Origin of the sequence: Allobosea sp. CCNWLY174 (genome assembly GCF_037120455.1) — a bacterium.
GTDB classification, from domain to species: Bacteria; Pseudomonadota; Alphaproteobacteria; order Rhizobiales; family Beijerinckiaceae; genus Allobosea; species Allobosea lupini.
The window spans coordinates 1,224,282-1,250,022 of the sequence record NZ_JBBBBQ010000001.1 but is presented as its reverse complement, the minus strand read 5'-3'; the positions used below and the strand labels follow the sequence as shown (position 1 = coordinate 1,250,022).

At 67.3% G+C, this 25,741-nt stretch carries 23 protein-coding genes; 19 read left to right on the top strand and 4 right to left on the bottom strand.

The window, feature by feature from the left end; all coding sequences use genetic code 11:
- The first annotated feature begins 17 nt into the window (after positions 1 to 17).
- The 7 genes from ccmE (at position 18) to V7S63_RS06060 (ending at position 9,680) form a co-directional block, all read left to right on the top strand.
- Positions 18 to 491: a cytochrome c maturation protein CcmE gene (ccmE, locus tag V7S63_RS06090; protein ID WP_100959753.1), complete on the top strand. Its 474-nt coding sequence runs from the start codon at positions 18 to 20 to the stop codon at positions 489 to 491.
- Positions 492 to 501: 10 nt separating this feature from the next.
- Positions 502 to 2,484, top strand: coding sequence for a heme lyase CcmF/NrfE family subunit (locus tag V7S63_RS06085; RefSeq protein ID WP_336529551.1), 1,983 nt, complete (start codon positions 502 to 504; stop codon positions 2,482 to 2,484).
- A 5-nt stretch (positions 2,485 to 2,489) separates the two neighbouring features.
- Positions 2,490 to 2,951 (top strand): cytochrome c-type biogenesis protein, encoded by a 462-nt coding sequence (locus V7S63_RS06080; protein WP_091830985.1) that lies wholly within the window; start codon positions 2,490 to 2,492, stop codon positions 2,949 to 2,951.
- Between the two features lie 117 nt (positions 2,952 to 3,068).
- Positions 3,069 to 4,307, top strand: coding sequence for a trypsin-like peptidase domain-containing protein (locus tag V7S63_RS06075; RefSeq protein WP_100959705.1), 1,239 nt, complete (start codon positions 3,069 to 3,071; stop codon positions 4,305 to 4,307).
- A gap of 190 nt (positions 4,308 to 4,497) precedes the next feature.
- The gene (locus V7S63_RS06070) at positions 4,498 to 5,181 is read left to right on the top strand and encodes a response regulator transcription factor (RefSeq protein WP_100959707.1); all 684 of its coding nucleotides are present in this window, start codon (positions 4,498 to 4,500) and stop codon (positions 5,179 to 5,181) included.
- Between the two features lie 37 nt (positions 5,182 to 5,218).
- Entirely contained in the window at positions 5,219 to 6,682 is a 1,464-nt protein-coding gene (locus V7S63_RS06065; RefSeq protein WP_336529671.1) for a HAMP domain-containing sensor histidine kinase, read from the top strand.
- Between the two features lie 43 nt (positions 6,683 to 6,725).
- Entirely contained in the window at positions 6,726 to 9,680 is a 2,955-nt protein-coding gene (locus V7S63_RS06060) for a bifunctional [glutamine synthetase] adenylyltransferase/[glutamine synthetase]-adenylyl-L-tyrosine phosphorylase (protein WP_336529550.1), read from the top strand.
- Positions 9,681 to 9,696: 16 nt separating this feature from the next.
- Here the strand turns inward: V7S63_RS06060 and V7S63_RS06055 are convergent, their stop codons facing one another.
- The 3 genes from V7S63_RS06055 to V7S63_RS06045 all read right to left on the bottom strand — a co-directional run bounded on the left by V7S63_RS06055 (position 9,697) and on the right by V7S63_RS06045 (position 16,430).
- The gene (locus tag V7S63_RS06055; protein WP_248307379.1) at positions 9,697 to 11,967 is read right to left on the bottom strand and encodes a PAS domain-containing sensor histidine kinase; all 2,271 of its coding nucleotides are present in this window, start codon (positions 11,965 to 11,967) and stop codon (positions 9,697 to 9,699) included.
- A gap of 305 nt (positions 11,968 to 12,272) precedes the next feature.
- Complete coding sequence (gene pepN / locus V7S63_RS06050; RefSeq protein WP_336529549.1) at positions 12,273 to 14,912, bottom strand: aminopeptidase N; 2,640 nt, start codon at positions 14,910 to 14,912, stop codon at positions 12,273 to 12,275.
- Positions 14,913 to 14,972: 60 nt separating this feature from the next.
- The gene (locus V7S63_RS06045; RefSeq protein ID WP_336529548.1) at positions 14,973 to 16,430 is read right to left on the bottom strand and encodes a cation diffusion facilitator family transporter; all 1,458 of its coding nucleotides are present in this window, start codon (positions 16,428 to 16,430) and stop codon (positions 14,973 to 14,975) included.
- A gap of 183 nt (positions 16,431 to 16,613) precedes the next feature.
- Between V7S63_RS06045 and V7S63_RS06040 the strand changes: the two genes are divergently transcribed.
- The 8 genes from V7S63_RS06040 (at position 16,614) to V7S63_RS06005 (ending at position 22,681) form a co-directional block, all read left to right on the top strand.
- Positions 16,614 to 17,063, top strand: a complete 450-nt coding sequence (locus V7S63_RS06040) for a VOC family protein (protein WP_091830972.1) — start codon at positions 16,614 to 16,616, stop codon at positions 17,061 to 17,063.
- A gap of 61 nt (positions 17,064 to 17,124) precedes the next feature.
- Complete coding sequence (locus tag V7S63_RS06035; RefSeq protein ID WP_091830970.1) at positions 17,125 to 17,370, top strand: type II toxin-antitoxin system VapB family antitoxin; 246 nt, start codon at positions 17,125 to 17,127, stop codon at positions 17,368 to 17,370.
- Positions 17,370 to 17,780, top strand: a complete 411-nt coding sequence (locus V7S63_RS06030) for a type II toxin-antitoxin system VapC family toxin (protein WP_091830968.1) — start codon at positions 17,370 to 17,372, stop codon at positions 17,778 to 17,780. Before V7S63_RS06035 ends, V7S63_RS06030 begins: the two co-directional genes overlap by 1 nt.
- A gap of 24 nt (positions 17,781 to 17,804) precedes the next feature.
- On the top strand, positions 17,805 to 18,851 hold the full coding sequence (locus V7S63_RS06025; RefSeq protein WP_336529547.1) for an aldose epimerase family protein: 1,047 nt from the start codon (positions 17,805 to 17,807) through the stop codon (positions 18,849 to 18,851).
- A 271-nt stretch (positions 18,852 to 19,122) separates the two neighbouring features.
- Positions 19,123 to 20,016, top strand: a complete 894-nt coding sequence (locus V7S63_RS06020; protein WP_336529546.1) for a sugar kinase — start codon at positions 19,123 to 19,125, stop codon at positions 20,014 to 20,016.
- A 124-nt stretch (positions 20,017 to 20,140) separates the two neighbouring features.
- Positions 20,141 to 20,476, top strand: coding sequence for a hypothetical protein (locus tag V7S63_RS06015; RefSeq protein ID WP_336529545.1), 336 nt, complete (start codon positions 20,141 to 20,143; stop codon positions 20,474 to 20,476).
- 248 nt (positions 20,477 to 20,724) lie between these two features.
- Positions 20,725 to 21,552: a DUF1003 domain-containing protein gene (locus V7S63_RS06010; protein WP_091830959.1), complete on the top strand. Its 828-nt coding sequence runs from the start codon at positions 20,725 to 20,727 to the stop codon at positions 21,550 to 21,552.
- 109 nt (positions 21,553 to 21,661) lie between these two features.
- Entirely contained in the window at positions 21,662 to 22,681 is a 1,020-nt protein-coding gene (locus tag V7S63_RS06005; RefSeq protein WP_091832311.1) for an ABC transporter substrate-binding protein, read from the top strand.
- Between the two features lie 65 nt (positions 22,682 to 22,746).
- On the opposite strand, the gene V7S63_RS06000 is transcribed toward V7S63_RS06005, so the two are convergent.
- Positions 22,747 to 23,790 (bottom strand): amino acid ABC transporter substrate-binding protein, encoded by a 1,044-nt coding sequence (locus V7S63_RS06000; protein WP_336529544.1) that lies wholly within the window; start codon positions 23,788 to 23,790, stop codon positions 22,747 to 22,749.
- A 149-nt stretch (positions 23,791 to 23,939) separates the two neighbouring features.
- On the opposite strand from V7S63_RS06000, the gene V7S63_RS05995 reads away from it, so the two are divergent.
- The 4 genes from V7S63_RS05995 to V7S63_RS05980 all read left to right on the top strand — a co-directional run bounded on the left by V7S63_RS05995 (position 23,940) and on the right by V7S63_RS05980 (position 25,698).
- Entirely contained in the window at positions 23,940 to 24,248 is a 309-nt protein-coding gene (locus tag V7S63_RS05995) for a putative quinol monooxygenase (protein WP_100959729.1), read from the top strand.
- 23 nt (positions 24,249 to 24,271) lie between these two features.
- Entirely contained in the window at positions 24,272 to 24,940 is a 669-nt protein-coding gene (locus tag V7S63_RS05990; protein ID WP_336529543.1) for an urease accessory protein UreE, read from the top strand.
- A 92-nt stretch (positions 24,941 to 25,032) separates the two neighbouring features.
- Positions 25,033 to 25,470: a DUF3995 domain-containing protein gene (locus V7S63_RS05985; RefSeq protein WP_336529542.1), complete on the top strand. Its 438-nt coding sequence runs from the start codon at positions 25,033 to 25,035 to the stop codon at positions 25,468 to 25,470.
- Between the two features lie 3 nt (positions 25,471 to 25,473).
- Positions 25,474 to 25,698, top strand: a complete 225-nt coding sequence (locus tag V7S63_RS05980; RefSeq protein WP_336529541.1) for a hypothetical protein — start codon at positions 25,474 to 25,476, stop codon at positions 25,696 to 25,698.
- Positions 25,699 to 25,741: the final 43 nt, after the last annotated feature.

Sequence of the window (25,741 nt, the reverse complement as noted above, 5' to 3'; positions counted from 1 at the left end):
CGCCGTCCCGCAAGCGCCTGACCCGCAAGCAGCGTCGCCTCGTGGTGATCGCCTCGGCCGGCGTCGTTCTTGGTCTTGCGGCCGGCCTCGTCGCCTATGCGCTGCGGGATTCGATCGTCTTCTTCTATGGCCCGACCGAGATCGTCGAGAAGGGCCTCACGCCCGGCACACGCCTGCGCCTCGGCGGCCTGGTCGAGACCGGCTCGGTCGAGCGTGGTGCCAACCAGCGCGTCAGCTTCGCCGTGACAGATGGCAAGACCCGGACAATGGTCAGCTATACCGGCCTGCTGCCCGATCTCTTCCGCGAAGGGCAGGGCGTTGTCACCGAAGGCGTGCTCGAAGGGGCGGGCCGGTTCCGCGCCGATTCCGTGCTCGCCAAGCATGACGAGACCTATATGCCGCGCGAGGTCGCCGACGCGCTGAAGAAGCAGGGCCATTGGCAGCCCGGCGAAACCAAGCCCGGCGCGCCCGCAGCGCCGGCCACGAAATAGGGCTGCGCCTGTGTTCGTCGAGATCGGTCATTTCGCCCTGGCATTGGCGCTCGGCGTCGCGGTCGTCCAGACGATCGTGCCGCTCTGGGGCGTGGCCCGGAACGATCCGGCCCTGGCATCGGTCGGTCCCGCGGCCGCGATCGCCAGTTTCCTGTTGGTCGCGGTTTCCTTCGGCTGCCTGATGGCGTCCTATGTGACGTCCGACTTTTCGGTCGAGAACGTCGCTGCCAACTCGCACTCGACGCAGCCGCTGATCTACAAGCTGACTTCCGTCTGGGGGAACCATGAGGGCTCGATGCTGCTCTGGGTCCTCATCCTCGTGCTGTTCGGCGCGCTGGTCGCGCTGTCGCGCCGTTCGCTGCCGCCGAAGCTGCGGGCCGGCACGCTCGCGGCGCAAGGCAGCGTCAGCGTCGCCTTCCTCGCCTTCACGCTGCTGACCTCGAACCCGTTCCGCCGGCTGGTCCCGGCGCCGGGAGAGGGTCAGGACCTCAACCCGATCCTGCAGGACCTCGGCCTCGCGATCCATCCGCCGCTGCTCTATGTCGGCTATGTCGGCTTCTCGATCACCTATGCTTTCGCCGTCGCGGCGCTGATCGAGGGCAAGATTGACGCGGTCTGGGCCCGCGCCGTCCGGCCCTGGACCCTTTTGGCCTGGACATTCCTGACGCTCGGCATCGCCATGGGCTCCTACTGGGCCTATTACGAGCTCGGCTGGGGTGGCTGGTGGTTCTGGGACCCGGTCGAGAACGCCTCGCTGATGCCCTGGCTTGCCGGCACGGCGCTGATCCATTCGACCGTGGTGATGGAGAAGCGCGACGCGCTCAAGGTCTGGACGATCCTGCTCGCGATCCTGACCTTCTCGCTCTCGCTGCTCGGCACCTTCATCGTCCGCTCGGGCGTGCTGACCTCGGTGCACTCCTTCGCGAGCGACCCGCAGCGCGGCCTGTTCATCCTCGGCATCCTGATCGCCTTCATCGGCGGCTCGCTGGCGCTTTTTGCCTGGCGCGCGCCGCTCCTGAAGCAGGGCGGCCTGTTCGCGCCGGTCTCGCGGGAGAGCGCCCTCGTCGTCAACAACCTCTTCCTGGCGACAGCCTGCGCCACCGTTTTCATCGGCACGCTCTACCCGCTCGTGCTGGAGATGGTCACCGGCGACAAGATCTCGGTCGGCCCGCCCTTCTTCAACGCTACCTTCGTGCCGCTGCTGGTGCCGCTCCTGCTGCTGCTGCCGATCGGCCAGACCCTGGCCTGGAAGCGCGGCGATCTGCTCGGCGCCGCCCAGCGCGCCCAGGTGGCCTTCGGCCTCGGCGTCGTCACCACGCTGGCGATCTTCGCCTTCGTGCGAGGCGGTCCCGTACTTGCGCCGCTCGGCATCGGGCTCGGCGTCTTCCTGGTCGTCGGAGCGTTCTGGGAGGTCGGCGAACGCGTCGTCGGCCGCGCCAGCGGCGCATCGGCAATTCTGTCGCGCGCGAAGGGCCTGCCGCGTTCGGCCTGGGGCACGGCCCTCGGCCATGCCGGCGTCGGCATCAGCGTGATCGGCATCGCCGCCGTGGCCTGGGGCACCGAGGCGATCGGCATGCTGAAGGTCGGCGAAAGCCTGACCAGCGGCCGCTACACCGTGACGCTGGAGGCGGTGACGCCACGCACCGGCCCGAATTATCGCGAGGATGCGGCCCGCTTCCGCATCGTCGCCGACGGCCGCGAGCTGAAGCCGGTCGAGGCGATGAAGCGCATCTATACGGCGCGCGCCATGCCGACGACCGAGGCCGGCATCCGCACCGTGGGACTCGGGCAGGCCTATATCAGCCTGGGCGAGCCCGACGCCAGCGGCGCCATTGCGGTCAAACTGCATGACAAGCCGCTGATCCTCCTGATCTGGATCGGCGCGCTGGTGATGGCGGCGGGCGGCGCGCTTTCGCTGACCGACCGGCGCTTCCGGCTGGCCGCGCCGCGGCGCGTGCCGGCACCGTCCGCGCTTCCGCAGCCGGCCGAGTGAGCCCGATGCGCGCGCTTCCGCTCCTCCTCGTCGGATCGCTGGCCCTTGCAGCGCCGGCCATCGCCGTGCAGCCTGACGAGGTCCTGAAGAACCCGGCGCTGGAGCAGCGCGCGCGGCAGATTTCCTCCGGCCTGCGCTGCCTGGTCTGCCAGAACCAGTCGATCGACGATTCCGACGCGCCGCTCGCCAAGGATCTGCGTGTCCTGGTGCGCGAGCGGCTCACCGCCGGCGACAGCGACGGCGCGGTGATGGATTTCGTCGTGGCGCGCTATGGCGATTTCGTTCTGCTGCGCCCGCCGATGAACGCGCGCACGATCGCGCTGTGGGCCGCGCCCTTTGTGATCGTTTTGTTCGGCGCTATCTTCCTCTGGCGTCGTCGCAATCTCGCTGCGGCACCGGCTGGTGTGACGCTGACGGCCGAGGAACAGCGCCGGCTCGACGATCTCCTGCGCGACGACCGCGGCTGACGGCGCGCCAACCTTACGAAACTGTCATCGTCGGGCGAAATCCAGGTAAGGCGCCGCCCGTCATGGTCCATCTCACGAAGCAGGGAAGGCCCTGCCTCCCGCATCGAGGTGAGACCCATGACCGCCCAAGAGAACAACACCCCCGACACCACGACCCGCTCGCCGGCCACCGCCCGCTCGATCCTGAAGCGCGGCGCGATCGTTGCCGGCGCCGCGACGCTGAGCATCGGCCTGATGGCCGGCCTCGCCGACAATTTCCTCAATACCCACGGCGCCGCCAATGCGCAGCCGGTCCAGCTCTCTGGCCTACAGCAGACGCAGCTCCCGTCGTTCGCCGACGTCGTCGACCGGGTCAAGCCCGCCGTCGTCTCCGTCCGCGTCAAGGCCAAGGTCGTCGCCAGCGCCAACGATGAAGACGGCCCGGCCGGCGTCGAAGGCCTGCCTCCCGGTCATCCGCTCGAGCGCTTCTTCCGTCGCTTCGGCGAGGAGGGCATGGGCCCGCGTGGGCCGCAGCAGCAACAGCCGCGCGTGCAGCTCTCGCAGGGCTCGGGCTTCTTCATCAGCCAGGACGGCTATGTCGTGACCAACAACCATGTCGTCGCCAACGCGGCCGAGGTCCAGCTCGTCACCGATGCCGGCAAGACGCTCTCGGCCAAGGTGATCGGCACCGATCCGCGCACCGATCTCGCTTTGCTCAAGGTCAACGAGTCCGGCAACTATCCGTTCGTCCAGCTCGCCAGCGGCAAGCCGCGCATCGGCGAGTGGGTGCTGGCGGTCGGCAATCCATTCGGCCTCGGCGGCACCGTGACCGCGGGCATCGTCTCGGCCCAGGGGCGCGATATCGGCTCCGGTCCCTATGACGACTTCCTGCAGATCGATGCGGCGGTGAATCGCGGCAATTCCGGCGGCCCGACCTTCAACCAGAAGGGTGAGGTCATCGGCGTCAACACCGCGATCTACTCGCCCTCCGGCGGCAATGTCGGCATCGCCTTCGCGATCCCTGCCGCCACGGTCCAGAGTGTCGTCGAGCAGCTCAAGGAGCATGGCTCGGTCGCCCGCGGCTTCATCGGCGTGCAGATCCAGCCGGTCACCGCCGAAGTCGCCGACGCGATCGGCCTGAAGGATGCCAAGGGCGCCCTGATCGCCGAGGCGCAGCCCAATGGCCCCGCTGCCAAGGCCGGCCTCAAGCGCGGCGATACCATCCTCGCGGTCAACGGCGAGAAGATCGCCGATGCGCGCGAGCTGTCGAAGAAAATCGCCACCTTCGCACCGGGCGCCAAGACCAGCCTGACCATCTGGCGCGACGGCAAGGAGCGCGAGGTCTCGTTCGAGGTCGGCCGCCAGCCGGCGGCCTGACCGGGGACTATCCAAATCGGGGCATGCTCGGGCGCGTAGCGTCAGTCCACCTTGCAAGAGCATGTTCCGGGCGGATGGTTTCTCCCGGTTGTCACGTCGCCCCCTGCCGGGAATGCCAGCCGTCACGGCGGCAGGTCGGATCGTCACCTCCGGCCTGCCGCTTTTCCTTGTGTTGAGGTAGCGTGTCGCCATGCGACTCCTGATCGTTGAAGACGACGCCGAAGCGGCAGCCTATCTGGTCAAGGCCTTTCGCGAGGCCGGCCATGTCGCCGACCATGCCCCCGATGGTCTCGAGGGCTATGCCATGGCGCAGGGCGGCGGCTATGACGTGCTCGTGGTCGACCGCATGCTGCCGCGCATGGACGGGCTCTCGGTGATCCGCTCCCTGCGCGAGCAGGGCGAGACCACGCCGGTGCTGATCCTGTCCGCACTCGCCCAGGTCGACGACCGGGTGAAAGGCCTGCGCGCCGGCGGCGACGATTATCTTCCCAAGCCCTATGCTTTTTCCGAGCTGCTCGCCCGGGTCGAGGTGCTCTCGCGCCGTCGTGGCGCGCCGGCCTCCGAGCCGACCACCTATCGCGTCGGCGATCTGCTGCTCGACCGGCTGGCGCACCGCGTCACCCGCGCCGGCGAGGAGATCGCGCTGCAGCCGCGTGAGTTCCGCCTGCTCGAATATCTGATGAAGCATGCCGGCCAGGTGGTGACCCGTACCATGCTGCTCGAGAACGTCTGGGACTATCACTTCGATCCGCAGACCAATGTCATCGACGTTCATGTCTCGCGCCTGCGCGCCAAGGTCGACAAGGGCTTCGAGCACCCGATGATCCACACCATCCGCGGTGCGGGATACATGGTCCGTGACACAGCTCGCTGATGGCCAGGCGGCCGAAGGGCAGCAGCCGGCCGGTCGCCTGCGCTTCCTGCCGCATCTTGTCCGCACGACGGCCTTCAAGCTGACGGCGATCTATCTCGTCGTCTTCGCGATCTTCGCCACCTTCGTGCTGGGCTATGTCGCCTGGAACGCCAAGAATCTGCTCGACGACCAGATCCGCTCGACCATCGATGCCGAGATCCAGGGGCTGGCCGAGCAGCAGCGCCTCGGCGGCATCAGGCGGCTCGTCCAGGTCATCGAGCGGCGCTCGCGCGGGCCCGGCGCCTCGCTCTATCTCGTCACTACGCCGCTGGGCGAGCGCATCGCTGGCAATATCGAGGCCTTGCCGCCGGGCACGCTCGACCGCCAGGGCGAGAGCGAGATCGAATACGCGCGCTCCTCGGAAACGCTGGACCAGACCAATCACGCCATCGTCCGCGTCTTCATGCTGCCGGCCGGCTTTCGCCTGCTGGTCGGGCGCGATGTCGAGGAGCGCGAACGCCTGCGCGTCGTGATCAAGCGCGCCGCAGCCTGGTCGGTCCTGCTCGTCGTCGTGCTCGGTTGCTTCGCCGGCTGGTTCGTGGCGCGGCGGGTGCTGAAGCGCATCGACGGCATGAACGACACTGCCCGCTCGATCATGGCCGGCGATCTCAAGGGCCGGCTTGCCATCGCCGGCACCGGCGACGAGCTCGACCGGCTGGCCGGGAACCTCAATGCCATGCTCGACCGCATCGGCGAGCTGATGAGCGGGATGCAGCAGGTCTCGGACAACATCGCCCACGACCTCAAGACGCCGCTGACCCGCCTGCGCAACCGTGCCGAGGAGGCGCTGCGCACGGCGCAGTCGCCCGAGCAGCTGCGCAGCGCGCTCGACGGCGCGATCGAGGAAGCCGATGGGCTGATCCGCGTCTTCAACGCCTTGCTGATGATCGCTCGGCTCGAGACCCGCCAGATCAGCGACAGCATGGCCCCGCTCGATCTTGCCGAGATCGTCGACGGGCTCTCCGAACTCTACGAGCCGCTGGCGGAGGAGGCGGGCCTTACTTTGTCGGCTTCCGTCGAGCCCGGGCTGTCGCTCACCGGCAATCGCGAGCTGATCGGCCAGACGTTGGCCAATCTGATCGACAACGCGCTGAAATACGGCAAGCCGGAGGGCGATGCGCCGGCGACGGTCGTGGTGACGGCGCGGCGTGTCGGCGACATGGTCGAGCTCGGTGTCGCCGATCACGGTGCCGGCATCCCCGAGGCTGATCGCGGCCGTGTACTGGAGCGCTTCGTCCGGCTCGATCAGAGCCGCAGCAAGCCGGGCTTCGGACTTGGGCTCGCCTTGGCCTCTGCCGTCGCGCGTCTGCATGGCGGTGCAATCCGCCTGTCGGACAATGCGCCAGGGCTCGATGTCGTGATGTCGCTGCCGGCCAGTCCTCCTCCTGTGGACAGCTCTGCCGCGGAGGTGCCTCAAGGCTCGACATCGCAGTCTGACGGGGCAGGGTTCCAGTCGGCATGACGAAGGGCTAAGGCTCGCTCAGCCGGTCGACGCGGAGGTCAGTGTGGGCGAGCCCTTATGCCAACGCCTGAAGGCGGCGCCCGTCCTGCCGGCGCGCGGCAAGATCGAGGCGCTCTGGCGCGAGGAGCTGATCGAGCGCCTGTTCGATGCCGAGGCTGGTAAACGACTCGCCGCCCATCTGACGGGTCATGACGACTCGGCCGCGCTCGTTGCCGGTATTCTCGCGCACTCGCCTTTCCTGACCCAGATCATGCGGCGCGATCCGGAGGGGCTCCTCGCCTCGCTGACGACCGATCCTGGCGAGCGCCGCGACGCGCTGCTCGCCGATATCGCCGCCTTCGCCACGCCGGAAACCGCGACCGCCGACCTGATGCGCGAGTTGCGCCGCTTTCGTCAGGCGATGGCGCTCCTGCTGGCGCTCGCCGATATCGGCGGCATCTGGCCGGTCGAGACGGTCACCGCCGCGCTCAGTGCCACCGCCGACATGGCGGTGAAGCTTGCCAGCGAGCACGCGCTGCATCAGGCCGGCGGTCTCGGCCGGATCGAGCTTCCCGACACCAATGAGCCCGGCAAGGGCTCCGGGCTTGTCGTGCTGGCGCTCGGCAAGCATGGCGCCGGCGAGCTGAACTACTCCTCCGACATCGATATCGTCGTCTTCTTCGATCCGGAGATGGCCGAGGCCGCCGGCGTCGGCGAGCCCACGAGCTTCTTCGTCAAGCTGACGCAGCAGATCGCCCGCATCATCCAGGAGCGCACGCCGGACGGCTATGTCTTCCGCGTCGATCTGCGCCTGCGGCCTGATCCCGGCTCGACCCATGTCGCCGTCGCGCTGCCGACGGCTTACGCTTACTACGAGACGGTCGGCCAGAATTGGGAACGCGCCGCGATGATCAAGGCGAGGCCGGTCGCCGGCGATATCGAGCTCGGCCGCCGCTTCATCGCCGATCTCGCTCCATTCATCTGGCGCAAATATTTCGACTTCGCCGCCATCGCCGACATCCATGCGATGAAGCGCCAGATCCAGTCGGTGAAGGGCTTCGAGACGCTCAGCCTGCCAGGCCACAACGTCAAGCTCGGCCGCGGCGGCATCCGCGAGATCGAGTTCTTCGTCCAGACCCAGCAGCTCGTCTTCGGCGGCAGGCGCCCGGCGCTGCGCGGGCCGCGCACGCTCGACATGCTCGGCGAGTTGACGAAGGAGAACTGGATCAGCCCACAGGCCCGCGACGAGCTGACGGAATCCTATTGCTGGCTGCGCACCGTCGAGCACCGGCTTCAGATGCGCCATGACGAGCAGACCCAGACCCTGCCGACGGACGCCGCCGATCTCGACGCCTTCGCCCGCTTCTGCGGCTATCCCTCGGCCAAGGCCCTCGGCAAGGATCTGGAGGCGCATGCGAGGCGCGTCGAGGGCCATTATGCCCTGCTGTTCGAGGACGCGCCCAGCCTCGCCAGTGAAGCCGGCTCTCTCTCCTTCACCGGTACCGAGAACGATCCGGAGACGCTGGCGACATTGGGCAAGCTCGGCTTTCGCCAGCCTGCGGCCGCAGCCGAGACGGTGCGCGGCTGGCATTTCGGCCGCCGCGCCGCCGTCACCAGCGCCCGCGCCCGCGAGGTGCTGACCGAGCTGACGCCGGCGCTGCTCGTCGCGCTCGGCCGCACCACCGACCCGGATGGCGCGCTCGCCCATCTCGACAACGCCTTCGTGCGCATGCCGGCTGCGGTCGAGCTTTTGACGCTGCTGCGCTCGCATGAAGCCCTGCTGCAGCTCTTCGCGGAGATTCTCGGCAGCGCGCCGCGTCTCGCCAAGGTCGCGGCGCTCTATCCGCATGTGCTCGATGCGGTGATCGACCCCGCCTTCAGCGCCCCGCGCCACGATGCCGAGCGTGTGGCGCAGCGCGTACGTGCCATGGTCGGCACGCCGCCGCCCAGCGTCGAGGACGGGCTCGATCGCATGCGCGACGCCGTCCGGCAGGAGAATTTTCTGGTCGGAGCCCGGCTGCTCTCCGGCGTGATCAATGCCGAACAGGCGGCGCAGGGCTATGCCGCGGCGGCTGCTGCCAGTATCCGCGTCGCTTTCGACGATACCCGCGCCGCCTTCGCCGCCGATCATGGTCTCGTCGAAGGCGCGGAGGCGGTCGTGCTCGGCATGGGGCGATTGGGAGCCGGCGAGCTCACCCCGTCATCCGATCTCGACCTGATGCTGCTCTACGACCGTCCGGAGGACGCCGAGGCCAGTGACGGCAAGCGCCCGCTCGATCCAGTGACGTGGCATGTCCGCTTCACCCAGAGACTTGTCGCGGCGCTGACCGTGCCGACGCGGCGCGGCACGCTCTACCAGGTCGACATGCGCTTGCGGCCCGCCGGCAACAAGAGCCCTGCGGCAACGCAGTTCGGCGGCTTTACCGCCTATCATCAGGGCGAAGCCGAAATCTGGGAGGAGATGGCGCTGACCCGCGCCCGCGTCGTCGCCGGCGATGCCGGCTTGCGGGACAAGGTCGAAGCCGCGATCCGCGAGATCCTGCTGCGCAAGCGCCAGCCGGCCAAGGTCGCCGCCGCCGTTACCGAGATGCGGGCGCTCATCGCCAAGGAGAAGGGCGAGAACGACGCTTGGGATCTGAAGCTCGCCGCCGGCGGGCTGACCGATCTCGACTTCCTGGCCCAGTTCCTGGTGCTCGCTCATGGCCACGACCATCCGCAGCTCCTCGCCCGCACGACCTCGGGGGTCTTCGCGGCGGCGCGCGACACCGGCGTCATCGCCGCCGGGGAGGCCGAGCGGCTCGCGGCTGCGGCACGCTTCATCGGCGACGTCCAGCTCTGGCAGCGTTTCGCGATGGAAGAGGATTTCGATGCCAAGGCGGTGCCGGAGCGCGTCCTGCGCCGGATCGCGACGGCGGTCGGCCTGCCGGATGCCAAGGTGCTGAAAGCGGAGCTCGACGAGCGCCGGGCGATGGTCCGTGGCCTGTTCAAGCAGATATTGGGCGCCGCGCAGAAGGCCTGAGCGCAGGGCGCTCTCCTCAGGCCGCCTGTTCGAGCTCCGCGTTCGCCGGGCCCTTCAACGGCAGGTGGACCATCACGATCGTGCCTGAACCCATGATCGAGCGGACACGCAGCGAGCCACCATGCAGCTCGGCGAGCGAGCGGGCTATGGCGAGGCCGAGGCCCGAGCCGCCATGGCTGCGGATGAGATCGCCCTCGACCTGCTCGAACGGGCGCCCGATCCGGCCGATCTTCTCGCGCGGAATGCCGATGCCGCTGTCCTCGACATAGAGGTTGAGCGCATTGGGTGCCGGCTTGACCCGGACCGCGATCCGGCCGCCCTCGGGCGTGAACTTGATGGCGTTGTCGACGAGGTTGCCGACGATCTGGAAGAGGGCGTGCGCATCGGCCTCGAGGCGCATCTCGCTGCCGAGATCGCTGGTGAGGGAGAGCCGCTTGCGCGTGATCTCCTCGCGGTGGCAGCTGATCGCCTCGCCGACCACGAGGTCGAGTGCAACGTCGGTCTTTTCGAGCTCGATCTTGCCGGCCTCGATCCGCGCCATGTTCAGAATGTCGTTGATCACAGCGAGCAGATAGCCGCCGCTGGAGCGGATGTCGCGGACATATTCGACATAGCGCTCGGAGCCGAGCGGGCCGAACAGCCCGTCATCCATGATCTCGGAGAAGCCGAGGATGGCATTGAGCGGCGTGCGCAGCTCATGGCTCATATTGGCGAGGAATTCCGACTTGGCGCGGTTGGCGCTTTCGGCGGCGGCCTTCTGCTCGAGATAGAGCTCGGCCAGCTCGGCGAGCTGCTGCGCCTGCGCTTCGAGCTTCTGGCGCGAGGCCTTGACGTCGGTGACGGTCTTGAGCAGTTCGTGCTCGGAGCGGGTCAGGCGCTCCTCCTGCTGTTTCAGCATGGTGATGTCGGTGCCGACCGACACCGAGCCGCCATCCTTGGTGCGGCGGCCGTTGATCTGCAGCCAGCGCCCGTCCGACAGCTTCGCCTCGTAGGAATGGCTGCCGGAGCCGGCGCGCACGCTGCGGACCGGCTCGCGATCGATGCTCGGCTGGGCGCTGTGGCTCATGATCTGTTCGTAGGTCGTGCCGGCGCGCACCAGCTCCGGCGACAGCATGTGCAGCTGCTGGTACTTGGCATTGCAGAGCACGAGCTTCTGTTCGGCGTCCCAGAGCACGAAGGCTTCCGAGATCGCTTCGACCGCGTCGCGCAGGCGGGCATCGGCGGTGGCGGTGCGGGCGGCCATGCGGCGCTGCTCGGAGATGTCGACGACGATGCCGACGAGGTGTTGGGCATGGGTTCGGCGATCGGTGACGAGCTCGGCCCTTGCCTTCAGCCAGACCCATTCCCCCGAGGCGTTGCGGACGCGGAATTCCTGGTCGAGATGGTCGGTCTCGCCGCGGCTGACCGCATCGGCCAGGCCATAGAGGTCGGCATCCTCGGGGTGGATGAAAGCATTGACCTCGCCGAAGGACATGAACTCGCCGGCGCGATCGTAGCCAAGCATGGCGTACATCGAATCCGACCAGTACATCCGGCCCTTGGCGAGGTCCCAGTCCCACAGGCCGCAATGGCCACGGCTCAGTGCTGTGTCGATGCGGTCGCGCACGCAGTCGCAATCCTCGTCGGCGGCGCGGGCCCGGCGCGATTGCAGCACGAAGGCGGCGGTGATGCCCGCGAGCACGATCGCCGCCGAGCCGAACAGGACGAGGATGGAGCGCCGGCGCTCGTCCCAGGTCGAGAGCGCGCGCTTCACCGGATGCAGCACCGCGACCTGGCCGAGCGGGGCGGCGAGGTTGCGAACGGTGGCGAGCGCCTCGACGCCGCCGGGCAGCGTGATCGGCATCACGCCGGCGCGATCGGCGAAGACGGTCAAGGCCTGCCCCGGGCCGAGCACGTCGACCAGGCTGCGCTCGCTGGCGCCGATCGCTGGCTCACCGGCGACCAGTCGCCCGCCAGCGTCGCTGACATAGACGATGCGGCCGCGGCCGGCGATATGCTTGGTCGACAGGGGAGCGAGGACGCCGTCAGGGCGCTTGTCGTCTTTCGAGGCTAGATCGAGTTCGCGCACAAGCAACGCGGCGAGTGCTTCCAGGTCGGTCGCGGCATCGTCGATGGCATCATCGCGCAGGGCCGAGGTCTGGACGTAGGCGCCCAGGGCAAGGAGCAGGACGAAGCCCGCGACGAGCGCCGGAATGACTTTCCGGAACGTCGGCTCCAGCTGCTCGAAGCGCTTATAGAGCGGATGTGTCAGGGATCGTGCTACGCCCAGAACTGAATTTGCGCGCACGTGTGCGCAAGCCGCGTCTGCACGCGTCATGCCCGTCCCCCTTCGGAAAGCGATGTACCGACAGTAAGATCGAGAGACGTGCCGCATCCCCGAATCACAGTCAGTTGAATCCGCGGGACTCGCTTTGTCTAGCGGAAACTACGCCCTGCCCGTTGTTTTGCGCGCGCTGGTTGTAGCGGCGAATCGGTTGAATCCTGCGCGCGCAGGACTTCGTTAACCTTTGGCTGAGCAGGCGGTTAACGGGCGATTCTGGCGAGGGTGTAGAGGCCTCGAAGGGGGCACAGAAGCTCTCCGAGGCACCCCATTCAACCCAGCGAGCGAGCGGCTATGTCGGCGACGTCGCGCGACAGGTTGGGCGTCGTCTGCACCATGCGCAAAGCCGCCTCCGCCTTGGCCCGGCGCCCCGCCTCCAGCATGCGCCAGCTCTTGAACGAGCCGAGCAGGCGCGAGGCGACCTGCGGGTTGGTTCGGTCGAGCGCGATGACGATGTCGGCGATGAAGGCGTAGCCCTCGCCATCGGCGCGGTTGAACTGGGTCAGGTTCGCCGCGAAGCCGCCGATCAGGCCACGCACCCGGTTCGGATTGCCGAGCGAGAAGGCGGAGTGGTTCATCAGCCCCTTCACGCGGGCGAGCGTACCGTCTTCGGCGATCAGCGCCTGAGCCATCAGCCATTTGTCCAGCACCAGCGGCTCGCGGGCATAGAGTTCGCCGAAGCGCGTGATCAGCTCCTCGCGTTCGGTGCCGGGGATCAGCGTCATCGCGGCGAGGGCTGCGAGCCGGTCGGTCAGGTTGTCGGCTTCGGCGAATTGGGCCAGCGAAAGCCGCGCGCCCTCGGCGGGAGCGCCCAGAGCGATCAGGCCGAGCGCTTCGTTGCGGAGGGCGCGCCGCCCCGCCGGAGCCGCCGCCGGCGAATAGGGGCCGCGCTCCGCGAGGCTGCCGCGCAGGGCCGCAAGCTCGCTTGCGAGTGCGGCACCGATCGCGGCGGAAAGCCGGCGATGGGCGCCATGCACGAAATCCGGATCGACATCACGGCCGATCTCGCGGGCGATGTCGGCCGGGGCAGGCAAGCGCAGCACCTGCGCAGCGAAGGCTGGGTCGGCCAGTGCCGGGCCGGCGAGGAATTCGGAGAGCGCCTTGGCGAGGTCGGTCGCGGTCGTATCCAGCGCGGAGCCGTCGCCCTTGCCGGCGCGCACCAGCGCCCGTGTCGCGACCGTCTGCAGCGCCTGCCAGCGATTGAAGGAATCGCTGTCGGCGCTGAACAGTCGCAGCAGCTCGCTGTCGCCGAGGTCGAGCTCGAGCCGGACAGGGGCCGAGAAGCCGCGCAGCAGCGACGGCGTCGGCGCCTCCGGCAGGTCGGTGAAGGTCACGGACAGCGAGGGCTGGTCGAGCACCACCACGCCGCCGGCCTTCAGCGCCGGCGAGGTGCTGGCGAGCGGCAGGTCGCCGCCCTTGCCGACGAGGCCGAGCGCGACGGGGATGACCACCGGCCTCTTCTCGGACTGGCCGGGAGTCGCCGGCGTCGATTGCGCCAGCTGCAGCGTGTAGCTCTTCGCCTGCGCATCGTATCTGCCGGAGGCGACCACGGTCGGCGTGCCCGCCTGCTCGTACCACCCGGCGAAATGGGCGAGATCCTGGCCGGAGGCCTCGACGAAGCAGTCGAGGAATTCCTCGATCGTCGCGGCCGTGCCGTCGCAGCGCTCGAAATAGAGGTCCATGCCGCGCGCGAAGGCGTCCTCGCCGATCAGCACCTTGAGCATGCGGATCAGCTCGGCGCCCTTCTCGTAGACCGTCGGCGTGTAGAAGTTGTTGATCTCCTTGTAGGCGCGCGGCCGGACCGGATGGGCGAGCGGGCCGGCGTCCTCGGAGAACTGCGTCGAGCGCAGCGTGCGCACATCGGCGATGCGCTTCACCGGGCGCGAGCGCTCGTCGGAGGAGAATTCCTGGTCGCGGAAGACGGTGAGCCCTTCCTTCAGGCAGAGCTGGAACCAGTCGCGGCAGGTGATGCGGTTGCCAGTCCAGTTGTGGAAGTACTCGTGCGCGATGATCGCCTCGATCGAGGCATAGTCGCCATCGCTCGCCGTCAGCGGGTCGGCGAGGACATACTTGTCGTTGAAGATGTTGAGGCCCTTGTTCTCCATCGCGCCCATGTTGAAGTCGGACACGGCGACGACGTTGAACACGTCGAGATCGTAGTTGCGGCCGAAGACGCGCTCGTCCCAGCGCATGCAGCGCACGAGGCTGTCCAGCGCCCAGCCGGCGCGCCCGGCCTTGCCCGGCTCGACATAGACCGCAAGCTCGACCTTGCGGCCATCGGCCGTGACGTAAGGCTGCCGGACATGGTCGAGCTTGCCGCCGACCAGCGCGAAGAGATAGGCCGGCTTCGGATGCGGATCATGCCAGACGGCGAAATGCCGCTCGCCGCCGGGCAGCTCGGCCGCGGCGACGAGGTTGCCGTTGGAGAGCAGCACCGGCGCCTCGGCTTTCCTCGCCTCGAGCCGGACCGTGTAGACGCTCATCACGTCGGGACGATCGAGGAAATAGGTGATGCGGCGGAAGCCGTCCGCCTCGCATTGCGTGCAGTAGACGCCGCTCGAGCGGTAGAGCCCCATCAGCTTGGTGTTGGCGCCGGGGTCGAGCGTCGTCTCGACCCTGAGCGAAAACGCCCGCGTCGGCGGCGCGTGGATCGTCAGCCCCTGCGGCGAGAGGGAATACAGGGCCGGATCGAGCGGGACCTCGTCGAGCAGGATCGAATCCGGTGCCAGCTCGTCGCCGTCGAGCACCAGCGGCGCGCCCGCATGGCCGGCCGGGTTCGGCCGCAGCTGCAGCTGGGAGCGCACTTTGGTCCGCGTCGGATCGAGGACGATGTCGAGATCGACGGTGTCGATCAGCCAGTCGGAGGGGCGGTAGTCCTCGAGGCGGATCAGCGGGGCGTCTTCGGCGCGCATGGCAGGTTCGCTTCCTTCAGTCGCTCTTGTCTACGGGGCCCGGGACCGCGGCGGAAGCCGTCAGGACAGGGCGAGTGGCTTGTCTGACGTGATGGCCGGCTCGGCATGGCTGACCAAACGGCAGACATCCGGCCGGGCCTCGCGAACCTTGCGCTCGATCTTGTCGACGGCGCGATGCACGGCGGCGACGTCGAGCGCGCCATCGGCCCGGCAATGGTAGTTCACCACCAGACCGTTGCGGGTCTCGCGCACGCGGACGCTGTGGATGTCGCGGACCGGGCCGCCGGCCTCGGCCGCCTCCTGCGCGATCGCCTTGCCGATCGCCTCGACCACCTCCCAGGGCGCGTTATGTCCGGAAGGCTGGCCGGTCTCCATCGGCTCGATATGGGTGTCGACCTCGGTCTCGCCGCCGAATTCGGCGCGGATCGCGTTCTCCAGCCGCGTGGCGACCTCGTGGGCTTCGCCGAGAGGGAGAAGCGCGTCGACCTCCATGTCGAGCGAGACGGCGAGCCGCCCGCCGATCGTGTGGACGCTGACATGGTGCACTGGCACCTTCATCTTCAGCGCGATCAGGAGCACGCGCTCCAGCGCCGTCTCGTCGTCGACCTGGACAGGGTTGGCGGTGACGGTCAGCGCGGAATCCGGCTCGACCGCGACGAGGGCCCGCAGCAGGTCATCCTTGATCGCCGTCACACGGTCGAGTGGCAGGGTCCGCGAGACCTGGATGCCGATCTCGCCCTGCACCACGCCGCCGGCCGGCCGCAGCCGCAGCCATTCGACATTGACGACGCCGGCAACGCCCTGTGCCGCGTCGCGCAGGCGCTCGGCGACACCCTTCGGCGCCGCGTCGATCAGCGTGTCGACCGTGCGCCGCCCGAGCTTCACGGCCGTGGCGATCATGAAGACGGCGAGAGCGAGAGCGGTCGCGCTGTCGGCCATCGGCACGCCCATCCGCGTCAGGATCAGGCCGAGCAGGACGAGCGCCGTGCCGACGAAATCGGTGGCGAAGTGCAGCGCCTCGGCCGCGAGCGCCTCGCTGCGGGTCTCCTTGGCGACCATGGTCAGCGTACGCCAGCGCGTCGCGTCGACCATCAGCGAGAACAGCAGCACGCCGATGACCAGCGGCGTCACCGCGACATGCGGTTCGCTGCCGCTCCACAGCCGGTTGGCCGCCTCCCACAGGATCGCCCCCGAGAGCCCGAACAGGATCGCGGTCTCCAGCAGCGCCGCCAGCGCCTCGAACTTGCCGTGGCCGTAATGGTGCTCGTCATCGGCCGGCTTGTCGGCGGCGCGCACCGCGAACCAGGTGAACATGGTCGAGCCGATGTCGATCAGCCCCTGCAGCGCGTCGGTCATCAGGGCGAGCGAGCCTGAGAGGATCGCCGCACCGAACTTGGCGAGCGTCAGCACGACGCTGGCGATCACCGACAGCGTCGCGGCCTTCTGCTTGACCCGGGAGACCTCGGTGGGCGACACCGAGCCGGCCGGGTTCGGCGTGCGATCCTGCGTTTCGCTCATGATAGGTCCGCGCGAGCCCCAGGCGTCATGTCAGCCCGATTGTGATCAACCGGGCTGACATGACGCAAATTATGAGTTGAGCATGTTCTTGTCGCAAAAGTGGCTGACACTTTTGCGGGACATGCTTGGAATGGCGCCGGTTTGGCCCGATCCATCAACCAGATCAACCCCGGGAGACAAACGATGCGCTATCTCCACACCATGGTCCGCGTCACCGACCTCGATGCCGCCCTCGATTTCTACGTGACCAAGTTCGGCCTCATCGAAACCCGCCGGATCGAGAACGAGAAGGGCCGCTTCACTTTGGTCTTCCTCGCCGCGCCCGACGATGCGGCCACTGTCAAGGAGCAGGGCAGCCGCGGCCGCCCGACGCTGGAGCTGACCTATAACTGGGATCCTGAGGTCTACACCGGCGGGCGCAATTTCGGCCATCTCGCCTATGAGGTCGACGACATCTACGCGACCTGCGACAAGCTGATGAAGGCCGGCATCACCATCAACCGGCCGCCGCGCGACGGCAACATGGCCTTCGTCCGCTCGCCCGACAACATCTCGATCGAGATCCTGCAGAAGGGCGAGCCGAAGGCGCCTGCCGAGCCCTGGGCGAGCATGCCGAACACCGGGGTGTGGTGAACGCGCTGATTGCGAGCTGATATGCTCCCTGATATCATCTGGTGATATCAGGGAGGCTCGCATGGGCATTCTGGTGCGCGACGAGAAGATCGACCGGCAGGTAAGAGAGTTGGCCCGTCAGGACGGGATTTCGCTTCAGGCGGCGATCGGCCTGGCGGTGGACAACGAGCTGAAGCAGCGTGCGGAACGGCGCGAGAGGATCGAGGCGGCCACGCGCCGAGCGCAGGAAAGGCTAGCGCAATATCCGACGATCGACGACGGCCTGACGCACAAAGAATTCTGGGATCGCGAATACGGCGACGCCTGATGTTCCTCGACGCTTCGGTTATCGTCGTCAATCTTCTAGAAGAGCGCGAGGCAATCGCCTTCAGGTCGGCCCTGGCGCAGGCCTCCGAAAACGTGACCTCTCCGTTGGCGATATTCGAGGCTTCGACCAGGATTGCGGCGGTCAAGCGGGTCTCGATCGACAAGGCCTATGAGATCGTTCGCGACTTCATTGAAGAGACGGCAATTCGGGTTGTCGCGATCGATGCAGCGGTCGGCGCGGCTGCCCACCTCTGTGCGGCCCATTACCACTATCTCGCCGGCCATCCCGCTCGTCTTAATATGGGCGATTGTTTCGCCTATGCGGCGGCGCGCGCATCGGGCGTGCCACTCGCCTATAAGGGCAATGATTTCGTCCACACCGACATCGACGGCATCCGCTTCGGAGCCTGACATCCTGCTTCGGAGTGCTCTGCCTTGACCAAGACGTTGTTTGGCCATCTCGACGACGGCACGCCGATCCACGAGGCCGTGCTGCGCTCTCCAGCTGGCGCCGAGGCACGGGTGATGGAATGGGGGGCGGTGCTGCGCGATCTCGTCGTGCCGCTGCCGAATGGCGGGCGCCAGCGCGTCGTGCTCGGCTTTGCCGATTTCGCCGACTATCCCAGGCACTCGCCGCATATGGGCGCGATCGCCGGCCGGTTCGCCAACCGCATTGGCGGCGGCCGTTTCGTGCTCGATGGCGTCGAGTACCAGACGCCGCTGAACGAAAACGGCCGCAACTCGCTGCATGGCGGCGGCGAGGGCTTCGGCAAGCGGCCCTGGACGCTGGTGCATAAGGACGAGGCGAGCGCGACCTTGGCGCTGGTCTCAGCCGATGGGGATGCCGGCTATCCCGGCACGCTCGACGTCTTCTGCCGCTACAGCCTCATAGGCGCGGCGACCCTGCGGATCGAGCTATCAGCCACGACTGACGCGCCGACGATCGTCAATCTGGCACATCACTCTTACTTTCGTCTCGACGACGCCCCGGACATCCTCGATCACGAGTTCGAGGTCCGCGCCAATCTGATCACGCCGGTCGATGCCGACCTGATCCCCGACGGCTCAGTCGCCTCGGTGGCCGGGACAGCCTTCGATTTCCGCAAAGCCCGGCCGATCCGCTTCGCCAATCCGGATGGTTCGCGCTTCTGGTACGACCATAACTATCTGCTTCGGCGCGACCGCCGCGAGCCGGCCGCGGCGACGGGCCTCGAACTTGCCCATGCTGCGACCTTACGCTCGCGCCGCTCGGGCCTTGCCATGGAGGTCTGGACGACCGAGCCGGCGCTACAGGTCTATGACGGCTTCAAGCTGGATACGCCGGTCGCGGGGCTGGACGGCGTCCGCTATGGCGCCTGCGCCGGGATCGCGCTCGAGCCGCAGCATGTGCCCGATTCGCCCAATCTCCCGCATTTCCCGTCGACGGTGCTGCGCCCCGGCGAAGTCTATCGCCAGATCAGCGAATTCAGGTTCGGAGCGTAAGAGCTCCTAACAGAATCTGAGGGGGCCTCGATGGGCTTTGGAGGAGACGGATGCTAGGAGAAGCGCGCAGCCGATACCCATTGGTATCGGCAAGTCGGTTCGACGCCGCAGGCGGCCCTCCAAAGTCCACCTTCGGCGCCGGGAATTCGCCCGCCCGCGGCGTCGCAACGCTTGCCGATACCAACGGTATCGGCTTCTCGCTGCTCCTGGCGGAGCAGACGAATTGCCGGCGTCGAGACCCCCTCAGATTCTGTTAGGAGCTCTTAGCGGCATGGCCGGTGTCTTCTGTCTCGGTATCGCGACGCTCGACTATGTCTACAGCGTCGAGCGCGTGCCCAATCCCGGCGAGAAGGACCGGGCCCGCGATCTCGTCGTCACCGGCGGCGGCTGCGCCGGCAGCGGGTCGGCCGCGATCGGCCGGCTCGGCGGCAGGGCCTGGCTGGCGACGCGCCTCGGTGATGACGCTGTCGGCGATACCATCGTTGCGCAGTTGCAGCAGGACGGTGTCGACACTTCGCTCTCGCCGCGTTTCCCGGGCCTGCGCTCGCCGGTCTCCTCGATCCTGATCGATGCCCAGGGCGAGCGCATGGTCGTCTCCTATACCGACCCGAAGACCCCGCTCTCGCCCGACTGGCTGCCGGAGGTGCTGCCGGCCGGCTGTGACGGTGTGCTGGTCGACACGCGCTGGGGCGAGGGCTCGCTCGCCGCGCTGAAGCTGGCCCGCAAGGCCGGCGTGCCCGGCGTGATCGACGGCGACCGTCAGCCGACGCATTCGGAGATGGTCACGACCGCCAGCCATGTCGCCTTCAGCGAGAAGGCTCTGAGCGAGATCTCGGGCGGACAGGAGCCGAGGGCCGCGCTGGAAGCCTTGGCGCGCGATGCGCAGAACTGGCTCGCGGTGACGCTCGGCCCGCGCGGCGTGCTCTTCATGGAAAATGGCGGGATCGAGCACTTGCCGGCCTTCCCGATCGAGGCGGTCGACACGCTTGGCGCCGGCGACGTCTGGCATGGCGCCTTCGCGCTGGCTCTGGCCGAGGGGCAGGGGGAGCGTCAGGCGGTGCGCTTCGCCTCGGCGGTGGCGGCGATCAAGTGCACCCGCTTCGGCGGCCGGGCGGGCACGCCGACGCGCGAGGAAGTCGAGCGCTTCCTGGCGGCGCATCCCTGAAGGGGCCGCAATTCAATCGCCGGTGTCGTCGATGCGTCAGTGCCGCGTCGCGCCCTCGTCACGCTGTTCGGGCATCAGATTGGCGGTGCGCTCCCGCGCACCTGGTCAATCTGAGGAGAGCGTCATGCTGGCGATCCAGGGACTGAAATGCGTCTATGATACCGGCTCCCGCGGCTGGGCGATCGAGCTCGCGCTGAAGGGCGAGGGCGAGGAAGCCGTCCGCCGCTTCGATGTCGACGGCCCCGAGGATGCCGAGATGCTGATCGAGGCCTTCGACGAGTCGACCGCGAGCAGCTTCGACCCGGCGACGGGCGAGATCGTCTTCGCCTACGAATACGCCACCCTCGACGACGAGGATGAGGACGAGAACGACGACGAGGCGGAGGAGGACGACGCCGAAGTCGCCGAGGACGATGAAGACGAAGTCGCCGAAGACGAAGGCGAGAAGGTCAAGGCCTGAGGCCGCGGCCGCGTGAGCACGTCGAGCGCGGCGCTACCCCAATTGTCCCGAAGCCGCCGCGCCAGTCCGCGACCTCATGGCCGCGCGCGCGGCGGCAAAGCTCGCCCCTAACGCGAATTCGCGGTAAGCCCGGAACGACGCATTTGCGACGCGATCCTGTTACAGCGTAACGATGCGGTGCTGCTGGTCCTCATCTTCCGCAGGTGCCGGCCGCCGCCCGAGTCGAACAATCCCCAGGCCAGGCCGCGATGCAAGACGACGTTGTGTTCCCGACTCTTCCCACGCACGAGACCGGCAAGCTCAAGCGTGGCGTCTGCGCCATCAGCGGCGTCGAGCTCAGCCGCAAGAACCTGGTCGCGCTCGGGACGCTGCGCCCCTCGCTGGTCGAGCATATCCGGCGCGACTTTCCTGATCTCGACGACAACAGCCTGATCAGCCTCAAGGAGCTGGCGCGCTATCGCACCCGCTATGTCGAGGAGATCCTGCGCGAGGAGCACGGCGAATACACCGATCTCGACCGCGAGGTTGCCGAGAGCATTGCCCGGCAGGATACGATCGCCGAGAATATCGAGGACGATTTCGAGGAGCATCGCACCCTCGGCGAGCGCCTTTCGGACGGGCTCGCCAGCTTCGGCGGCTCATGGGCCTTCCTGATCAGCTTCGGCGTCGTGCTGGCGGTCTGGATGGTGGTCAATGTCGTGGCCGGTACGGGCGCTTTCGACCCTTACCCGTTCATCCTGCTCAATCTCGTGCTGTCCTGCATCGCCGCGATCCAGGCGCCGATCATCATGATGAGCCAGAAGCGGCAGGAGGCGAAGGACCGGTTGCGCTCCTTCAATGACTACCAGGTCAACCTCAAGGCCGAGCTCGAGGTTAGGCACCTGCATGAGAAGATCGACCATCTGATCACGCGGCAATGGCAACGCCTTGCCGAGATCCAGCAGGTCCAGCTCGAACTGCTGCAGGAGGCGCAAGTGCCGAGACGCAAGCCGAAGCGGCGCAAGAAGCCGGCGACGAAGAAGAAGGTGGTGGCAGCAGTTCCTGCGGAGTTGCCGGAGCCAGACTCCACAGCCTGACGCCTGCTCGAACCTGATCAGGCAGCAGAGGGCGGTTGACAGGTCGATGCGCGCTCTTTCTGGTGTCGGCTAACAAAATTCGCCGCCCAGGGAGGTTGCCTTGTTCCGTCTGTCTCGCGCCGTTGTGCTCGCCGGCACCGCTTTTGCTGCCCTTGCAACGCCTGCCGCCGCCCAGGGGCAGGTTACCGTCTACTGCTCGATCCTCGAGGAGCAGTGCCGCGAGGGCGCCTCGATCTTCGAGAAGGCAACCGGCATCAAGGTCCAGATGGTCCGCAAGTCGACCGGGGAGGTCTATGCCCAGGTCAAGGCCGAGGCGACCAATCCGCGCGGCGACGTCTGGTGGGGTGGGCCGGGGGAACCGCATCTGCAGGCGGCCGATGAGGGTCTGCTCGACGAGTACAAGTCGCCGAAACTGGCCGAGCTGCACGACTGGGCCAGGCGCCATGCCGAGCAGTCGAAGTTCCGCACCTCAGGGATTTATCTCGGTGCGCTCGGGATCGGCTATAATCTCGAGACCCTGAAGGGCAAGAAGCTGGCCGAGCCGAAATGCTGGGCCGACCTGCTCGATCCGAAGTTCAAGGACGAGGTGCAGGTCGCCGATCCCAGCTCCTCCGGCACGGCCTATGTCTTCCTGGCGACGACCGTCCAGCGCCTCGGCGAGGAGAAGGGCTTCGAGTTCCTGAAGAGCCTGCACAAGAACATCAGCCAGTACACCAAGTCGGGCATCGCGCCGGTCAAGGCGACGGCGCTCGGCGAGACGGCGGTCGGCATCGCTTTCATGCACGACATGCTGACGCAGAAGCTGCAGGGCGCCCCGATCGGCATCGTCGCGCCCTGTGAGGGCACCGGCTACGAGACGGGCTCGGTCTCGGTGATCAAGGGCGGCAAGAACCCGGAGGCCGCGCGCAAGTTCGTCGATTTCACGCTCTCGCCGGAGGCGCAGGACATCAACGCGAAGCTCAAGATCAACTCGATCCCGTCGAACAAGAACGCCAAGCTCTCGCCCGATGCGCCGAAATTCGAGGAGATCAAGCTGATCGACTACGACACCCCGCGCTGGGGCAGCCCGGCCGAACGCTCGCGCCTGCTGAAGAAGTTCGACGACGAGGTGAAGGCGCTGCCGCGCTGAGGCGGCTGCGTTTGGTAGCACTGGCCGGAGCCAGTGCTACCAAACGCTTCAAGCGATAGAGGTCGTCACCGCACCGGCGGCGCGTATTGCAGGCCGCCCTGCGTCCACAGCCTGTTCATCCCGCGCGGCAGGTTGAGCGGCGACTTGGCGCCGAGATGCCGGTCGAAGCTCTCGCCGTAATTGCCGACTGCCTTGACGATGCGCACCACCCAGTCGTTGGTGAGGCCAAGGCTCTCGCCGAACTTGCCTTCGCTGCCGAGCAGGCGCTTGATCTCGGGATTGGCCGATTTCACCATTTCGTCGACATTGGCCTGGGTAATCCCGAACTCCTCGGCGTTCAGCAGGGCGTAGACGGTCCAGCGCACGATATCGAACCAGGCGTCGTCGCCTTGGCGGACCCAGGGGCCGAGCGGCTCCTTTGAGATCATCTCGGGCAGGAGATCGTGCTCGGCCGGGGCCTTGAGTTTCATCCGGTTCGCCGCCAGCTGCGACAGGTCGGTGGTGTAGGCGTCACAGCGCCCGGCCTCATAGGCCTGGATGGTCTCATCGAGGCCGGCATAGGCGATGACCTCGTACTTCATGCCGTGATTGCGGAAATAGTCGGCGAGGTTGAGCTCGGTCGTGGTGCCCTGCGCGACGCAGATCGAGGCGCCGTTCAGCGCCTTGAGGTCCTTCACGCCGGTGCTTTTGCGCACCAGGAAGCCCTGGCCGTCGAAATAGTTGATCGCGGTGAAGTTGAGGCCGAAGCCGGCGTCGCGGCCGAGCGTCCAGGTCGTGGTGCGCGACAGCACGTCGATCTCGCCGCTCTGCAGCACGGTCAGCCGGTCCTTCGAGGCGAGCGAGATGTATTTCGCCTTCTCCTGATCGTTGAAGATCGCTGCGGCCAGCGCCCGGCAAAGATCGGTGTCGAAGCCGCGCCACTGCCCCTGCGCGTCGGGCAGCGAGAAGCCGGCGACGCCCTGACTGGTGCCGCAGATCAGATGGCCGCGTTGCTTGATCCGCTCCAGCGTCGTCTGCGCCTGGGCAGCCAGCGGAAGTGCAGCCGCGAGGCAAAGGCCCGCCAAGGCGCTGCCGAAATTACGGGCGCGGCGTGCTGAAATTCTGAGCATGAGATTCCCCTGATTATAGGCGCAGCGATCTAACCGCGCTGCCATCGCGCGAGCCAGAGTTATTTATGCGGCTAATTGAGCGGGAGCCTGCATCCAGGCGCCGTTCTCCGCCGTATCTGGCGCTTGCGTACAGTGGAGACCCGTCCTGCATGTCCGATCCCGTCCTCGTCATCGCCCGCGCCAGGGTTCTTCCGGCCGAGCGCGAACGCTTCATCGCGGCGGCGCACGACTGCATTGCGGCCACACGCCGCGAGCAGGGCTGCCTTGGCTACGACATTTGTGAAAACCTCGCCGACCCCGGCCATTTCATCAGTGTCGAAAGCTGGGAAAAGCGCGCCGATGTCGACCGGCATATGCAGCAGGCCCATCTCCAGGCCTTCCTCGCCATCGCAGGGACTTGCGTCAGCGCTGCTCCGGTGATCGAAGTGGTGGAACCGCGATCGGTCGATCGCCTCTGATCCATCACGCCACGGGTTTCTCCATGCAGCGCGCCATCTCCGTCGTCCGCAAGGCCGCGGTCAAGCAGGACCGGGTCGTCGAGACCCTCACCCTCGACCATCATGGCCGCAATGCTCGCCATGCCGCGCACAAGGGCGATGGCGGGCGGGAGATCCTGCTCGATCTCGACAAGCCGACCGCGCTGAATGACGGCGATGCCGTCAAGTTGGAAGACGGCTCGCTGGTCTTGATCAGGGCGGCGGCGGAAAAGCTGATCGCGATCACCGCCGAGAATCCGCTACGATTGACGCGTCTCGCCTGGCATCTCGGCGGGCATCATGTTTCGGCCGAAGTCACCGCCGACGCGATCTATGTGGAGCGCGATGCGGCGCTCGCCGAGCTGGTTCGCGGCCAGGGCTGCGCGATGAGCGAAATCGAGCGGCCGTTCCAGCCCGAGCCCGAAGTCCATCATCACGAGCATGGCGACGCCTGCGGCCATGATCATGGCCATCATCATCACGGCCATGACCATGGCCATGCCCATGCTGGCCACGACCACGACCATGGCCACGAGCACCATCATGCGCACGAGCATGGCGCGTCCTGCGGCTGCGGCCATGATCACCACCATCATGACGACCACGGCCACAAGCATGACCATGGCCATCACGGCCACGAGCACGGCCACAAAGGTCACAAGCACGACCACTGAGTCCTGCAGCGCGCGCGGACAGACATCATGGCGCTCCAAGGTCTCGACGGCCGTGCCTTCGGGTTGGAACTCGCCCTGCGGCTGGTCCGCTCGTGATCTTGGCCATCGCCACCGCGCTGACACTGCTCTTGGCCGCGATAGCCGGCCTGCATGCCTACTGGGGGCGGGGCGGTCTCTGGCCTGCGGCGAGCGAGGATGAATTGGTCGCGACCGTCATCGGCAATGCGAGCGCGCGGCGCATGCCGTCCCCGGGCCTGTGCCTGGCGGTCGCGCTGGCCATTGCCGTAACGGCGATCTGGCCGCTGCTGCTGGCGCAGGGACCGAGCGCAGGCACCCAGCGTCTGCTCATATTCCTCGCTGGCTGCGCCATCACGGCCGTCTTCCTGCTCCGTGGTATCGCTGGCTTCCTGCCGGCCTGGCGGCGGCTGCATCCGCGCGAGCCCTTCGCCAGCAATGACCGCCGCTACTATTCACCGCTCTGCCTGCTGATCGCCGCAGGCTATGCGATACTGCTTTTGCAAGGCTCCTGAGCGATGAGCTTCTCCCTCTTGATCCGCTGCTGCGGGCATCGGCAGCCGCCCGGCTCCGGCAAGACGGCGCTATATCGGCGCGGATCTTGCTACGATGGACGGAAAGTCGACGACCATGCACAGCAAGCGTTCCTGTGCCTTCCGCAATGTGCGGCAGGGGAACGCCTCGGCCCGGTTGTCGACTTCATCGAGACCGCCGGCGGTCTGAAGGCGTCGGCCGTGAGCTGAGGATGGCATTGATGATGATACTGCGAGCGATCGGATCTGTTGC

Bases quoted from the DNA above. Each gene is read 5' to 3' on its own strand.
- V7S63_RS06000 (WP_336529544.1), bottom strand. From the start codon at position 23,790: ATGCTCAGAATTTCAGCACGCCGCGCCCGTAATTTCGGCAGCGCCTTG.
- V7S63_RS06045 (WP_336529548.1), bottom strand. From the start codon at position 16,430: ATGAGCGAAACGCAGGATCGCACGCCGAACCCGGCCGGCTCGGTGTCG.
- V7S63_RS06040 (WP_091830972.1), top strand. From the start codon at position 16,614: ATGCGCTATCTCCACACCATGGTCCGCGTCACCGACCTCGATGCCGCC.
- V7S63_RS06030 (WP_091830968.1), top strand. From the start codon at position 17,370: ATGTTCCTCGACGCTTCGGTTATCGTCGTCAATCTTCTAGAAGAGCGC.
- pepN (WP_336529549.1), bottom strand. From the start codon at position 14,912: ATGCGCGCCGAAGACGCCCCGCTGATCCGCCTCGAGGACTACCGCCCC.
- V7S63_RS05990 (WP_336529543.1), top strand. From the start codon at position 24,272: ATGCAGCGCGCCATCTCCGTCGTCCGCAAGGCCGCGGTCAAGCAGGAC.
- V7S63_RS05980 (WP_336529541.1), top strand. From the start codon at position 25,474: ATGAGCTTCTCCCTCTTGATCCGCTGCTGCGGGCATCGGCAGCCGCCC.
- V7S63_RS06035 (WP_091830970.1), top strand. From the start codon at position 17,125: ATGGGCATTCTGGTGCGCGACGAGAAGATCGACCGGCAGGTAAGAGAG.
- V7S63_RS06010 (WP_091830959.1), top strand. From the start codon at position 20,725: ATGCAAGACGACGTTGTGTTCCCGACTCTTCCCACGCACGAGACCGGC.
- V7S63_RS06020 (WP_336529546.1), top strand. From the start codon at position 19,123: ATGGCCGGTGTCTTCTGTCTCGGTATCGCGACGCTCGACTATGTCTAC.
- V7S63_RS05995 (WP_100959729.1), top strand. From the start codon at position 23,940: ATGTCCGATCCCGTCCTCGTCATCGCCCGCGCCAGGGTTCTTCCGGCC.
- V7S63_RS06015 (WP_336529545.1), top strand. From the start codon at position 20,141: ATGCTGGCGATCCAGGGACTGAAATGCGTCTATGATACCGGCTCCCGC.
- V7S63_RS06070 (WP_100959707.1), top strand. From the start codon at position 4,498: ATGCGACTCCTGATCGTTGAAGACGACGCCGAAGCGGCAGCCTATCTG.
- V7S63_RS06080 (WP_091830985.1), top strand. From the start codon at position 2,490: ATGCGCGCGCTTCCGCTCCTCCTCGTCGGATCGCTGGCCCTTGCAGCG.
- V7S63_RS06075 (WP_100959705.1), top strand. From the start codon at position 3,069: ATGACCGCCCAAGAGAACAACACCCCCGACACCACGACCCGCTCGCCG.